Origin of the sequence: Motilimonas thetidivivens, assembly GCF_046452435.1 — a bacterium.
Lineage (GTDB): Bacteria > Pseudomonadota > Gammaproteobacteria > Enterobacterales > CBDFNC01 > Motilimonas.
This window is the reverse complement of the sequence record NZ_JBKFDK010000004.1, coordinates 1-13,753: the sequence shown is the minus strand read 5'-3', so window position 1 is coordinate 13,753 and position 13,753 is coordinate 1. Positions and strand designations below refer to the sequence as shown.

The 13,753-nt window shown below is 47.5% G+C and carries 11 protein-coding genes and 1 pseudogene; 6 read left to right on the top strand and 6 right to left on the bottom strand.

Annotated features, from left to right (window positions below; all coding sequences use genetic code 11):
• Positions 1-24: 24 nt before the first annotated feature.
• The 4 genes from phnE to phnC form a co-directional block, all read right to left on the bottom strand.
• Positions 25-594 carry a phosphonate ABC transporter, permease protein PhnE gene (gene phnE / locus ACK8OT_RS04310; protein ID WP_410195281.1) on the bottom strand — a complete coding sequence of 190 codons (570 nt, stop codon included), beginning with the start codon at positions 592-594 and terminating at the stop codon, positions 25-27.
• Entirely contained in the window at positions 594-836 is a 243-nt protein-coding gene (locus ACK8OT_RS04305) for a hypothetical protein (RefSeq protein WP_410195280.1), read from the bottom strand. Before ACK8OT_RS04305 ends, phnE begins: the two co-directional genes overlap by 1 nt.
• Positions 837-1,011: 175 nt before the next feature.
• A complete protein-coding gene (phnD, locus tag ACK8OT_RS04300) occupies positions 1,012-2,016 on the bottom strand; it encodes a phosphonate ABC transporter substrate-binding protein (RefSeq protein WP_410195279.1) in 1,005 nt (334 codons plus the stop codon).
• Positions 2,017-2,039: 23 nt separating this feature from the next.
• Positions 2,040-2,855, bottom strand: a complete 816-nt coding sequence (gene phnC / locus ACK8OT_RS04295) for a phosphonate ABC transporter ATP-binding protein (protein WP_410195278.1) — start codon at positions 2,853-2,855, stop codon at positions 2,040-2,042.
• Between the two features lie 309 nt (positions 2,856-3,164).
• On the opposite strand from phnC, the pseudogene ACK8OT_RS19390 reads away from it, so the two are divergent.
• Positions 3,165-3,314, top strand: a pseudogene (locus ACK8OT_RS19390) (IS91 family transposase); the annotation flags it as partial.
• Positions 3,315-3,548: 234 nt separating this feature from the next.
• Here ACK8OT_RS19390 and ACK8OT_RS04290 read toward each other — a convergent pair.
• Entirely contained in the window at positions 3,549-4,022 is a 474-nt protein-coding gene (locus ACK8OT_RS04290) for a GNAT family N-acetyltransferase (protein WP_410195277.1), read from the bottom strand.
• A gap of 449 nt (positions 4,023-4,471) precedes the next feature.
• Between ACK8OT_RS04290 and ACK8OT_RS04285 the strand changes: the two genes are divergently transcribed.
• The 5 genes from ACK8OT_RS04285 (at position 4,472) to ACK8OT_RS04265 (ending at position 12,969) form a co-directional block, all read left to right on the top strand.
• Positions 4,472-5,356, top strand: a complete 885-nt coding sequence (locus tag ACK8OT_RS04285; protein WP_410195276.1) for an ABC transporter six-transmembrane domain-containing protein — start codon at positions 4,472-4,474, stop codon at positions 5,354-5,356.
• Entirely contained in the window at positions 5,346-6,485 is a 1,140-nt protein-coding gene (locus ACK8OT_RS04280; protein WP_410195275.1) for an efflux RND transporter periplasmic adaptor subunit, read from the top strand. Before ACK8OT_RS04285 ends, ACK8OT_RS04280 begins: the two co-directional genes overlap by 11 nt.
• Positions 6,485-9,610, top strand: a complete 3,126-nt coding sequence (locus tag ACK8OT_RS04275) for an efflux RND transporter permease subunit (RefSeq protein ID WP_410195274.1) — start codon at positions 6,485-6,487, stop codon at positions 9,608-9,610. The genes ACK8OT_RS04280 and ACK8OT_RS04275 overlap by 1 nt, the downstream gene beginning before the upstream one ends.
• A complete protein-coding gene (locus ACK8OT_RS04270; RefSeq protein WP_410195273.1) occupies positions 9,594-10,703 on the top strand; it encodes a helix-turn-helix transcriptional regulator in 1,110 nt (369 codons plus the stop codon). Before ACK8OT_RS04275 ends, ACK8OT_RS04270 begins: the two co-directional genes overlap by 17 nt.
• 940 nt (positions 10,704-11,643) lie before the next feature.
• Positions 11,644-12,969 carry an HNH endonuclease gene (locus tag ACK8OT_RS04265; protein ID WP_410195272.1) on the top strand — a complete coding sequence of 442 codons (1,326 nt, stop codon included), beginning with the start codon at positions 11,644-11,646 and terminating at the stop codon, positions 12,967-12,969.
• A gap of 319 nt (positions 12,970-13,288) precedes the next feature.
• On the opposite strand, the gene ACK8OT_RS04260 is transcribed toward ACK8OT_RS04265, so the two are convergent.
• A partial coding sequence (locus ACK8OT_RS04260) for a tyrosine-type recombinase/integrase (RefSeq protein WP_410195271.1) occupies positions 13,289-13,753 on the bottom strand: 465 nt, incomplete at its 5' end.

The following is a 13,753-nucleotide window of genomic DNA, read 5'->3' as shown; positions in this document are numbered from 1 at the left end:
GGCAGGTCTCGTTCACTAATGCTGTTAAATAAAGTGTTTGCGAATACGTTGAGAGCCAAAGTCTAATAAACTGACCGTGACAATAATGATCAGCATCACGGCGCAGGTTTGCGGAAACATAAAGCCGCGAATACTTTCCCATAAAATGACGCCAATGCCGCCAGCCCCAACCATGCCGACCACCGTGGCCGAGCGCACATTAGATTCAAAGCGATACAGGGAAAATGAAATCCACAAAGGCAATACTTGCGGGATAACGCCGTAGACGATTTCTTCGAGTTTATTGGCGCCGGTGGCTCTCACGCCCTCGACTTGGCCGGGGTCGATGGCTTCGACCGCTTCGGAAAACAGCTTGGCTAATACCCCTGTGGTATGGATAAATAACGCCATCACTCCAGCAAAGGGGCCAAGACCCACGGTAACCACAAATAGCATGGCAAAGACCATTTCATTAATGGCTCTGGCGGCATCCATTAAGCGTCGTGTGGGTTGATAAACCCAAGCTGGCACCATGTTTTCGGCGCACATTAATCCCAGCGGAATGGACAACACAATGGCAAATAACGTGCCCCAAATGGCGATGTGTAAGGTCACTAACATTTCTTCAAGGTAGTAACCAAAATCGGTGAAATTAGGCGAAAGAAATCAGCACCCAGTTCAAGCATATTGCCGGCATCGTGATAAATTTTCATCGGCGCAATTTCGGCGCCTTGCCAAGACCAAGATAAGATGGCGATAAGCAGCGCCATCGCAAACAATTGCCACCAAGAAAGTCGGCGTTGATCAAAGTGAGATGAGTAGTCGTCGCTGCGCGGCTCGGTAACGTTAGTGTTCATGCAAATACCACTTAAAACCGTCGGAGCTTGTGCATTGGTGCCAAGTCCGACGTTGATTGATTAGCGTGAGGTTAAGCTAGGCCTTGGCGACAGCATCGCCGATGGCATTGCCGACAGCATTGCCAAAGCAGTGTCCAGCAGGCCAGCCTAACTTAACCCGTGTGATGGAAGTGGCTTAGTTAGCCATGGCCATCAGGGCGTTTTGTTGGCGTGTTAGCTCAGCTAGCTCGGCATCGATAACGCTAAGTTGCTGTTGTTTTTTGGCCGCTGCCAGCTCTGGGTCGTTTTCGATCTTAAGGCGGTTTTTAAACAGCACTAGCTGACGAATAGGGATGAGTTGCAGGTCGCTAGAGGCTTTAAACGGAGCCCATTGTAGTTTTTCTAAAATCGCTAACTCTTCTTTGTCGCCGGTTGTGCCGTAAGTCATAAAGAAGTTGTAGACTTTTTCTTTGGCATCTTCGGGTAGGTTTTTACGCCATACAATCGGATCGGATGGGATCAGAGGCGACTTCCAAATCACTTTGAGTTGGGCAAACTTTTCCGGCGCCGTCATTTTTAGGCGATCCATGTTTTCGGTGTTACCCGTGGCTACGTCTACTTGCTTAGCAGCAGCGGCAAGGGCGTTGGCTTCATGGCTTGAGTTCATCGAGCGTTTAAACTCAGAAACATCAACATTGTTTTTGGCAAACACATAGTAAGATGGCACCAAAAAGCCCGATGTTGAGTTTGGATCGCCATTACCAAAGATCAGCTCTTGGCGGTTTGCTAGCACGTCTTCAAGGCTGTTTAGTTTGCTGTCCTTGTGTGTAACCAATACGCTCCAGTAACCTGGGTTACCCGTTACATCAACGGTTTGGGCAAAGATTTCGCCACCCGCGCGATCCACCGCTTCCATCGCTGATTTGTTGCCATACCATGCCACGTCTACCTTGTTAAAGCGCATGCCTTGGATAATGCCGGCGTAGTCAGGGGCAAAAAATGCTTTTACCTTGTAACCGGTTTTTTGCTCCATTGCGGCTAAAAACGGCTGCCAAGTAGTTTTCAGGTTTTGCTGTGATTCGGTCGAGATGATCCCGAAGTTAATGGTATCCATTTCTTCTTGGGCAAAAACAGGGCTTGCAGCCGCGGTAGTTAGCGCCAAGGTGGTTGCCAAGGTGGCATTTTTAATCAGCTTTAACATATCTACACAGTTCCTTTATTTTATTAGGCCGTTTTGGCCCAGAGTTGAGGTACAGAATCGGTTTCAGGGGTATTCGGGGCTTGGCTACCATACAAAGCGGCCAGCGTGGCCTCGTCTAGTTGCTGGCTGTTGCCATCAAAGAAAATCTCACCTTGTTTAAGGGCGACTACCCGTGGGCAATAGCGTAGGGCGTAATCGACTTGGTGTAAGGTCACCACCACGGCGATGCCTTCTTGTTGATTTATGTCGCGTAAGATTTCCATCACGATGCGTGACGATTCGGGATCTAACGAGGCGATGGGCTCATCGGCCAAGATGATTTTGGCCTGTTGCATTAAGGCGCGCGCAATGGCAACGCGCTGCTGTTGACCGCCGGACAAATTGGAAACCCGCTGCTGAGCAAATTCGGCTAAGCCAACCCGCTGCAGGGCTGCCATGGCCCGTATTTTTTGGTCGCGGCTAAATTGACCGGTTAAACTGCGCCATAACGGTGTTGAGTTGAGTGCGCCAATCAGCACGTTTTGCAATACCGTAAGCCGGTTAACCAAGTTAAATTGTTGAAAGATATAACCGGTTTGGCCGCGACTGGCGCGTACCGTGCGACAATAGCGCCCGCCTTGTTGTACTGCCAATCCAAGCACGGTAACTTGACCTTGGCTTGGAGAGGTCTTGTCGGCGCAAACAAGGCCGTTTAAGTGACGAAGTAAGGTAGATTTTCCCGAGCCAGAAGGCCCTAGTAGCGCCACCATTTCACCTTGTGCTACCTCAAGAGAAATATCTTTAAGGGCATGGTTATCACTAAAATGTTTGTTGAGCTGCTGAACTGAAATGACCGACATAATGACATCAACTTCTGCTGTGATTTGGTTATAAACTAGGCAGAAAATGTGACAGTCAGCTTATCTAGATATGTCCACTTGGTTAAACTTTGATGGTGGTTTTATGACCAATATTGATGGCTTAAACAGCAAGCCAATGGCCACACTTTTAAGTGATGTTGGTAAGTCATCATATCTGAACGACTTCAAATCCTTTGATCATTTACAATCGAGGTTGATCATTTCTAAGTACTAACGGGTCATAGGTGGGAGGTAAGCTAAAATGTTTTTGCCCAATTATGAGTTGAGCTGACTAGAAAAATGCTGAGTAACGCTAAAGCCATCTTGCACCAAATACAGCGCTTGCTATTGCCGTTGTTGCAACAGCTACTGGGGATTGAGCCACCGAGCCAAACCTCGCGCACTTGCCCTTGCTGCCAAGACAGCATGCGCGGCATCTGTATCCTGCGACCGAGATAATCACCCCCGCAAGGACGCAATAAGGCTGGCATAAAAAACATGCTCGCCCCTTGCATCCATCCCGCTCGCCTTGAAAAAAGCACTCAGGCTAAGCGCGGCCAACGCAGCATCGCGTAATTTACTTAATAAAGAGGGGAATCGAGCTTATCGAGGCTCCGGGGATAATCCTGCGTTGTCCAACACCCGAATAACGTGTCGGCTGCGCGACATCTATTCTTTTCTGTTAGCAATAACTTACGACAATGCTTGTCTCATTTTACGACCACCAACAGGACTCAAACCGTTTTTTTGATAAAAGTTTAACGTACGTTCAAATTCAGGTAGAGGCGGCGTACATAATTCAATACATGACCATTCATTCTTATTACCATACTTTTTCACCTGTTCAATTAACATTGAACCTATTCCTGAAGCTCTAAAATCAGGTGAAACGTAAAACTCCTGTATGACACCGATTTTACCACCGGCATATAATGCATATGTTTCTGACATAGTTGCGACTGCAATGGGAGTATCGTTATGACTTCCAATAATTGCGGCATAGTGACCATCGTTAATTAACGTTTTACAACGTTCAATTGTGCCTGATAAATCTATATCAAAATGTGCGGTATTGGTTAATTCACATATTTCAGCAGTAAGATCTACAACTAAAGAACCTATTAAATCTACATCATTCACGGTTGCTACTCTAAAGCTAATTTCCATATACCCACTCGATTATTGCTAACAGCTTATTAGACCCTATAAAGGGGAGGATCAAACGCCCCAAAACGGCGACTAAAACATATCCACAATATTTACATTTATTTTATCTTGGGTAAACAGCAGTTTACCGATGTGGTTGTGGTATCAATATGATATTCCGACAAAACGGCGACTAATAATGTTATGCGGCAGGTGTTAACTCATTTTTGTCCAAAAACGATTTAGAGATTGATCAATCTTGATTGCCCCTTCCTTCGTCCTGTTGGTAGCTATTCGCCTTAATAATGATCAAGCTTTAGTGCTCATATAACTCTGTGAAGCTTGAAAAGGGGCATAACTGCTCAAAATATCCCCCCTGACAAGTGACACAGCAACACCGCAATCTGGGACACTTTTTCATCCGCTTGATGGGCAATACTGACGTTATCTGCAACAACGGAGCGTGGGTTTTGTTCAATCAAGCTATTTCATTGTCTATGGTGTTGGCGTTAGCCCCCTTTAAACTGGCCGTTACTTGGTTAATGGTGCTAGTTGAAAACCTTCTATTAATTATGCTGCCCTTATTCATTGGCAAAGCCATTGATGGGGTGTTGCAACAGCAAATGCAGCCGCTGCTGATGTTTGCTGCCTTACTCTTGATACTAGTGGCGGTGAGTGTGGCAAGGCGTTTTTACGATACCCGAGTGTATGGCGCTATTCGGGTTAAGTTGGCGCAGCGGGTGGAGCGTAAATTGCGCAGTGCTTCGGTGTCGATAACCGATGCGCGCTTGACTATGTCACGCGAGCTGGTGGACTTTTTTGAACATGAGCTTCCTACGGTGTTGACCGCTGTCATCCAGCTTATTGCCACGGTTGTTATCTTAGCCAGCTTTGCTGCTGGGCTGGCTTGGTCGGTGCTGCTCGCTGGGATAATCAGCTTGTTGGTGTTTGCTTTGTTTAGCTTGAAATTTAAACAGCTAAACAGCGCGCTAAATGATCAGCGAGAGCGTCAAGTGACCTTGCTAGGGCGGCGCAGCTGGCGTTTATTGGCGCAGCATTTTGAGCGCCTCAAAAGCTGTGAAATCAAGCTCTCCGATACGGAATCCGTTGTTTACGGTCTTATTTTTACCGTGCTGTTATCTTCGGTATTAGTCAACTTGTGGCTGGTCAGCGCACTCGATGCGCCTAGCACGGGGCAGGTGTTTGCCATCGTGACTTACTCTCTTGAGTTTGTCGATGCCGCGGTGCTATTGCCGATGGCGCTGCAAACCTTAACCCGATTATGGGAGATTACCGAACGCCTTAATCAGCCGACGCCCATTTTGCTCAGCGAGGAACACTCTCATGAAGTATAAAAAACTCGTTGCCCTGATGTTAGGATGCAGCGCCATCTTGTTCGCCCTTGTTGTGGTCGATGAGCTGGCTCCCGAGCCGCTAGCTGTGGCGACCAGTGCGCCGCCTTTGCCGGTTGTTAGCGTTATTCAAGTCACGCCAGCGGCGTATCAAGGCAGCTTGCAACTGTTAGCCACCACTTCGATGCGCTGGCCGATGCAGCTAAAGGTGTCCAGCAGTGGTCAATTGGCATGGCTAGATCCCAACATCGAGCCGGGCAGCTTAGTTAAGCAAGGTACGCCCTTGGCAAGGTTAAATAGCCAAGCCCTGCAAGCTAATTTAGCGCAGGCTCTTAGCGAGGTTAAACAAGCCGAGCTTAACCTTTTGCAAGCCAAGCATGAGCAAACCGTGGCGTTAAAAATGCTGTCACCTAATCAACGCTCTGATTTTGCCAGACGTAAACCGCAAGTGGCCGCGGCCAAGGCAGAGCTTGCGAGGGCGCAGCAAAACTATGCCAGCGCCGAAAAGTTACTGGCAGAAGCGACCCTTAGCGCGCCGTTTGATGCGGTGATCATGGCGCGCCATGTTAGTCCCGGCGAATGGCTAGAAGCAGGCCAAGTGACCTTTGAGATAGCCGCCAGTGATTCTTTGAATGTGGCGCTGCCGGTTTCTGAAATGCATTGGCAACAGGTACAAAATGCCCTGACTAAACCTAAGCTGAGTGTGATCAGTCGAGACGGTCAGGAGTGGCCGGCCACGGTGCGTTATATTTCGCCTCAGGCCGATGCTGTTACCCGCCAGCGCCAAGTGGTGCTGAGCGTGCGTGAGCCTTATCGCGCGCAGCAGCCACTCTTGCCAAACCAACAAGTACAGGTGCGCGTTACCCTTGGCGAGTTGGCGGATATTGCCAGCGTGCCCGCCAGTGCGCTCACCCGTGACGGTTATGTGTGGACCTTAAGCAAAGACAATCAACTGCAACAAGAATGGGTCAGTGTGCACGGTCAAGCCAATGAACAAGTGCAAGTGCGCTTTGCGCAAAACCCCAGTGCAACGCGCCAAGTGGTGCAATATCCCTTGGTGTCTATGTTAGCGGGCAAACACGTTGAGCCCTTGGCACAGTCGTCATTACTCGCCCAGCAAGGAGGCCGTTAATGGGCGCGTTAACAAAATGGTTTATTGAGCATAAGGTGGCCGCGAATTTATTAATGGTCGCCATTATTATCAGCGGGCTATTGGCGCTGACCAAATTACGGGTCGAGTCGTTTCCACAAATTGCGCCCTCGGCGGTGGTGATCAATGTGGCTTATCCGGGCGCCACTGCCAGCCAAATTGATGCCAGCATTACCCAAAGAATTGAACAAGCCATCAGTGGCATTGCAGGGATTAAGCAAGTCACCAGTCAATCCAGTGAAGGGTTGGCTAGCGTGGTGGTGCGTAAAACCAGCAGCTCCGACTTAGACAGATTATTGGATGAGGTGCGCAATCGCGTTGATGCCATTAATGGCTTTCCCCAGCAGGCAGAAAAACCGCAAGTAACACGCAACGAGTTTACCAACTTAGCCGCGTTTGTGATTGTGTCGGGGCCGCGCAGCGACAGCGAATTGCAGCCCATTGCTCAGCAAGTAGAGCAAGCCTTAACGCGCCATCCGGCCATTTCCAATGTTACAAACTGGGGCAAACGCGATGCGCAGCTGCTGATTGAGCCTGATCCCGATAAGATGCAAAAGTATGGTTTGAGCCTAGCGCAATTGGCGCAAACCATAGAGCAAATGTCACTGCTGTCGCGCAGCGGCGAGCTGCAAAGTGCCAGCGGCAAGATAGTGATCCGCGGCGATGGTTATGCCGATGATATGCAAAAGCTGCAGCGCTTAACCATTTTATCTGGCCCGCAAGGCACGGTTTATCTGGGGGATATTGCTAAGCTAAGCCGTGGTTATGAAGACAGCGGCGCGATAGTGCGCAATAACGGTGAGAGCGCCATTGCTCTCTTGGTCAGTACCAGCCAAAACGATAACTTATTAAAGGTTAGCGATGCCATTGCGCAAACCTTGGCGCAGCAACAAAAAATCCTGCCCGATGACATCATGCTAACCACCATGGCCGATATGGCTCCCTACATCGAAGAGCAGCTGTTTCGTCTTGGCGATAATGCGTGGCAGGGGCTGTTGATCGTATTGGTGATATTAGGGCTGTTTTTGCAATTGCGACTGGCCTTTTGGGTTGCCATGGGTATTCCGATTGCCCTTGCGGGCACCTTAGCGGCGCTGCAATTAACCCCGCACAGTATTAACGATATTACTCTGTTTGGCTTTATTTTGGTGCTGGGGATTTTGGTTGATGATGCCGTGGTGGTGGGCGAAGCCATTCATCATCAGCGCACTCGCCAAGGGGCAGTGCAAAACGACAGCCGCAAAGCAGCGTGGCTGGGGGTGAAATCTGTGTCACTGGCCACGGTGTTTGGCGTGTTGACCACCATAGCGGCGTTTTCGCCCATGCTGTGGATAGATAACGAAGTGGCCAAGGTGCTGTCGGGGTTTTCGCTGGTGGTGATTTTGGCGCTGCTGTTTTCGCTGCTTGAAAGTAAATTTATTTTGCCTGCGCATTTGGCTAACTTGCCGGCGCGTGAGTTTGACATTGGCTGGTGGGGGCGCGCTCAAGCTAAAGCCCAGGGGGCGCTGCGCGCATTTAATCAGCGCTGCTATCAACCTGTGCTAGCCAAGGCCATTAAATATCCGCTGGCGTTTTTATTGGGTTTTATTGCCATGGTGATCTTGGCCTACGGCATGTGGGCGACGGGCACTATTCGCAGCGCCGTGTTTCCCGATATTCCCGGTCGCTATATTAGCGCTCAGGTAGAGCTTGAAGATGATGCGCCCGCGCCACTGCAACAGCGTGCGCTAAGCCAGCTAGAGCAGCAAATGACCAAGGTAGCGATGGCGTTGCAACAGGAGTTTGAACTGAGCCAATCGCCAGTGGTTAACTTATTAGCTTGGTCTGATGGCGCAGGTGAAATAGAGGTGACCGCCGAGCTGACCAGCGAAGCATTAACCTTGTTACCCGCCAATATCTTACTGCAACGTTGGCGCAGCCAAACCGGTGTGATAGAGGGGGCTTATGCGGTGCAATTTAGCGCTGCCGAAGCGCCTGCGGGCAAGCCTTTACTCTCGATTCAAGCCCATGATCGCGCGCTGGCCAAGCAAGTTAGCCAAGAGTTAGCGCAGTATTTATCCGCCTTACCCGGCGTTGCCGATGTGTATGACGACGCCAAAGTCGGCCAAGCTGAAGTGCACTTACGGTTAAATCCATATGGCAAGCAGTTGGGATTAAGCCAAGCTAAGCTGGCTGAGCTTGCGGGTGAGGCCTTTGGTGAGCGTGAGTTATATCGTTTGCTAGAACAAGGCCAAGAAACCAAGGTTCTACTGAAATACCCCAAAGAGCGCGCCGCCAGCTTGGCGCAACTTGCGCAAACTAGGCTGTCATTAGACGATGGCAGCAGCGTATTACTGGCGGATGTGGCCGAGTTTGAATCGCTGCAACAGCCACAAGTGATCCATCGGCGCGATCGCGCCCAAGTGATTAATCTTTATTGGCGACAAGATCGTGATATTCAAGCGCCGGAGCAAACCTTAGCCCAGCTAAGTGAGCCATTAGCTCAGTTAGCGCTGCGCTATCCGCAAGTCGACATTAAGCCGGGTGGCGAATTTGCCGAACTAGCCGAGGTGAGCGAAGGGTTTAACTCGGCCATGTTGCTGACCTTAGTGCTGATTTATGTGTTGTTGGCAGTGCCGCTGCAATCCTATTGGCAACCATTGATCATCATGGTGGTGATCCCCTTTGGTTTTGCGGGGGCAATATTTGGTCATTACCTGATGGACTTACCCATTAGCTTATTATCTATGTTTGGCATGATGGCAATGACCGGCATAGTGATTAATGACTCTTTGGTGTTACTGACTCGATTTAATGATGAACGCCGCCGTGGCGTGGATGTTAACCAAGCACTAATGAATGCGGGCAGCCAGCGATTGAACGCGATATTTTTAACCACCTTAACCACGGTGTGTGGCTTATTGCCGTTATTGGCGGAAACCGCAGAGCAGGCGCAATACCTTAAACCCGCTGCGGTATCGCTGGTGTTTGGTGAGCTGTTTGCCACCTTAGTTACCTTAGTGCTGATCCCCGTGTTACTTAAATTGTTTAGCCGAGCAGCAAAAACTGCACCCATGGCAGCCAAAGAAAATAACCTGCAAGGAGTTCAACATGCTGAGCTTAATTGATTTTATCTGCAAAACAGATAATAGTGAGTTAGCTGAATTTATCAGCGAGCAAGTGGATGACTTTGTTGAGGCGCTTGAGCATGAATTTGCCGATGAGCCCCTGCAAAAGATAAGCGCCGAAATGCTTGATGAGCTAACCGAGAGAGCCAGCGAACACCTAGCTATGATCAAAAACCATGCCGACGAGCCACCTCAGCCCTACCAATTGGTGCCAGAAATCGCCCTATTGGAGCGTTTACCCAGCCATCAACGCAAGCGGTTTTACCATGCCTTAAGCTTAATGCATCAAGCGGGCGATAAGGGGCTGACATGGGAGCAAATCGCCACCGCCAGCGCTATCTCACCGTATCATTTTCATCGCCAATTTAGTGCCTTGTTTAATGAAACGCCGGGCCATTATCTAAGCCGCTATCGGTTGCAAGTCGCGGTCAGTTACTTACTCAGTGACCAAGCGCGTAGCACCACAGAAATCGCCCAAGAGGCGGGGTTTTCCTCCTCACAAGCCTTGGCCAAGGCGCTAAAGCGCGAGTTAGGACTGACCGCCAGTCAAATTAAAACCATGGCAACACAGGCCACGCCGCAACAAACCATCGCCTTGATGGCGCAGCTGGCTCACCCCAGTGCTGGTGCAACGGATAGCGCCAATGGCAACATCGAAGCCGAGCTAGGCCAAGCCATGCCAACCGAGCTAATTTGGTATCCGCAACGCGGCATGAAACAGCTAAAAAAAGCCAATCCCGATTGGGACAAGTTATTTGAGCGCTTTGGCAAAAAATCCGCGCGCCTACTTGGCGTGACTCCGATTAACCAGCTGGATAACTGCTGGTCACAAATCCACACCCTAATAGGTGACTGGCAAGTAGCGCCGCGCCAATACGACATCACCATCAACGAAGGGTATTACCTATGCGCCGAGGTGTATGTGGTGTCGGATGTGGGCTACAGCAGCGCCATCGAAGCCTTGTTTAGCTGCGCCGAGCAGCAAGGATTGGTGTTAGATGAGCAAGGAGTACTCATTGAGTTGGTTCGCGACATTGAACTAACGGACATCGGCGGTGCTACCTTTTCCTTGCAAATCCCCATTTGCTGTTAACCCAGTGTAGCCTGTGGGTCCTGAGCTTGCTCAGGGAATGGCGCTTAGTATCAATCACTAATCGTGATATTCGCGCAGCGAGCTGCGACTGTGGGAGTTGAGCTTGCTCAGGGAATGGTGCTTAGTATCAATCACTAATCGTGCTATTCGCGCAGCGAGCTGAGCCCTGTGGGAGTTGAGCTTGCTCAGGGAATGGGCTTAGTCTCAATCACTAATCGCAATATTCGCGCAGCGAGCTGCGCCTGTGGGAGTTGAGCTTGCTCAGGGAGTGGTGCTTAGTTTCAATCACTAATCGTGATATTCGCGCAGTGGGCAGCCCCTGTGGGACCTGAGCTTGCTCAGGGAATAGGGCTTACTTATTGTCTGCTTTAAGATTTCGGGCCAGACGCTAATAACCGTATCAGGAATAAATAATTGCTATAAAGCCAGTGGTTACAAGGATTTCAGGCACAAAAAAAGACGCCCGAAAGCGTCTTTAATCGTGTAGGTGGTGGAGCTGGCGGGAGTTGAACCCGCATCAGTAACTTTTTAACTGATTGTTTTAAAAGTAGTATTCGCGTTGACCAAAAAGTTCGTGCTACTAACGTGCTATTTGGTTTGCGCTTGGCTCTATTGCGCGGCTAAGTTCAGATACAGCAATTCATAAGCCTTCCGATGATCCAGTTTATCTAGTGCGCCCCAATCTTACAATTTACCCTCAATAATACTCTCTTACAGAAATGAGTTAACGCCTGCCCCTGAAGCATAACATTATTGATCACCGTTCTGTCGGAATATAACAGAGATGCTGAACTAAACTGGTAAGCATCTGTTTACCTTGGATAAAAATAGTGTAAATATCGGGAGTATGGTTTAGGCGCCGTTTTGGGGCGTTTTATCAACCCACTTTGGTGTCTAATAAGGTGTTATATGTTGGTACACACAATTAAAGGATTTTCCAATGAGTACTGAAGAATGGATTACACTAGTTTCATTAAAAAAGACATCAAGCTTTTCTTTAACAGGTCATCCTGATGAAATTGGTGGTCATATATTAGAAATACTTCATGTTTTTGGTGCGGAAATTGACAGGGATAGCTTTAAAATAACAATAACTTCTCTTTTAGAAAATACTGGTTCATTGAGAAAGCGCGTTAATGAATACGTGTCTAAGCACCGAGGTCACTCTCCAGTCATAAATAAACTAAATGACTTCTTTCGATTGCTTGATGAGAATGAAAAATTCTACTTATTACCTGGAATAAAAGAACTTACTCAAAAACAACAAATGGAGACTTACAACGAGCTTTTATCTCATGTAAGGGGTGATGTAGACTTTACTTACATTAAAGAAAAGTTCTCCGAAACATTTGATGACTTTCTTGATAAGTACTCAATAGAGGGGAAGATTTCAGATAAAAAGATAAAAATAGGGGAAGGGCTGAAAAGTAATCGAGTTTGTCGCTTTTGCAATAACACACGAGATAAGGTGACTAGATTCTCTCAGGAAGCTCATGCCATATCTGAATCATTGGGAAATAAAACTATTATCCTTAATGAGGAATGTGATGGTTGCAATAAATACTTTTCTGAAACAATAGAGCGAGACATAGATACGTATCTGAAAACCTTGATAACTTTTTTTAAGGTGCAGAATAAGGATAACAAAGTTCCTAAAATAAAAGGAAAAAATTTCGAGTTTTTTCATGATTCAACAGGTTTTGGTCCAGACCATATATTAATGTACATGCCTTCTGACGACAATGAGGAGCGCGATAAATCAACACCCCCTAAAAAATTCTCTCTTGAATTTAATGCCAAAGTGAAAATGCAAAATATATATAAAGCACTTGTTAAGTATTCACTTAGTGTTATCGATAATGATGATGTTAATAAGTTCGGTAAAACTATAAGCTGGATATCAAACGATTTTTTTTATAAGAATCTTCCTAAAATTGCGTTGCTGAAATCCTATCATTGTTTCTCAAAAGGAGCCGAGCTTAAAGTCTATTTAAGAAAAGATGATGACGCTCGACTTCCTTTTGCTGTAGGCGAGTTTCAATTTACGTTTTTAAAGTATGTTTTCATTATTCCAACGTTCGATGATGACGAATATGATTTTACCGAAAATGAGAACTATGAGTATTTCTGGAGTTTTTTTAAGTTTTACCATCTTGAAAAGAACTGGGATTATCAGTGTTTTTCAAATTCAGAAGCGAAGGAATTTGTCTTCAACATGATCTTAGATATGAAACCATATAACAATCAAAAGCAGTCGGACGCATAAATTCGCCGCGGTTTTAGGCATTGAAGCTGTAGAATTACTCGATTTAAAAAAAGTGTGATGTCAGGGTTGGAAATGCATTAGCAAGGCCATTTTTAAAGGCTTAGAGTGCGATAAAGAGACTCAAAAAATCACTAAATTTTATTCAAGATAAAATCTACAGGCTCGTTACATGTAAACAATAATCAAGTTGATTTGAATTAAAGCTGAATGGGGTTTGGCATATTATTTCATTAGTTGCTGAAGTCATTTCTGTGACTGTATCAATGTTTTACATTCAAAAGCTAATGGGGGTAATTTAGTTTAGTTTAAGTATGGGTATCTATCTGAGAACTGAACCCCGTCCGCTCTTTTTGTCATGCTCTTTAATGTAATTGCCATAATGCCTGAACAGCATTTCAGGTCCATTGTGGCCCATTTGGTCGGCTACCCACCATAGGTTAGCACCGCGGCTGATCAGCATGGTGGCGAAGGTGTGCCTTGTTTGGTAGGGGTGGCGGTAGCGGACGTTTGAACGCTCGAGTACCTGCACCCAAATGTTCTTTCTGATTTGGTCGGCACCAGTGAGTGGCTTGCCTTGCTTGGGCTCTTCAAACACAAACTCGCTTTTGGCTTCGGTGATGGCCTGTTGGCTTGTTAGTGCTTCAATGGCCTCTGGCAATAACTCCATGTTACGAATACCGGATAATGTTTTGGGGCCTTTGGCTCTTGCGCTATTCCTGTGGGACCTGAGCTTGCTCAGGGAATGGTGTTTAGTATCAATCACTGATCGTGATATTCGCGCAGC

Excerpts from the sequence above, each read along its gene's own strand:
- ACK8OT_RS04290 (WP_410195277.1), bottom strand. The coding sequence starts at position 4,022 with ATGGAAATTAGCTTTAGAGTAGCAACCGTGAATGATGTAGATTTAATA.
- ACK8OT_RS04270 (WP_410195273.1), top strand. The coding sequence starts at position 9,594 with ATGCTGAGCTTAATTGATTTTATCTGCAAAACAGATAATAGTGAGTTA.
- ACK8OT_RS04280 (WP_410195275.1), top strand. The coding sequence starts at position 5,346 with ATGAAGTATAAAAAACTCGTTGCCCTGATGTTAGGATGCAGCGCCATC.
- ACK8OT_RS04305 (WP_410195280.1), bottom strand. The coding sequence starts at position 836 with ATGAACACTAACGTTACCGAGCCGCGCAGCGACGACTACTCATCTCAC.
- phnC (WP_410195278.1), bottom strand. The coding sequence starts at position 2,855 with ATGTCGGTCATTTCAGTTCAGCAGCTCAACAAACATTTTAGTGATAAC.
- phnD (WP_410195279.1), bottom strand. The coding sequence starts at position 2,016 with ATGTTAAAGCTGATTAAAAATGCCACCTTGGCAACCACCTTGGCGCTA.
- ACK8OT_RS04275 (WP_410195274.1), top strand. The coding sequence starts at position 6,485 with ATGGGCGCGTTAACAAAATGGTTTATTGAGCATAAGGTGGCCGCGAAT.
- ACK8OT_RS04265 (WP_410195272.1), top strand. The coding sequence starts at position 11,644 with ATGAGTACTGAAGAATGGATTACACTAGTTTCATTAAAAAAGACATCA.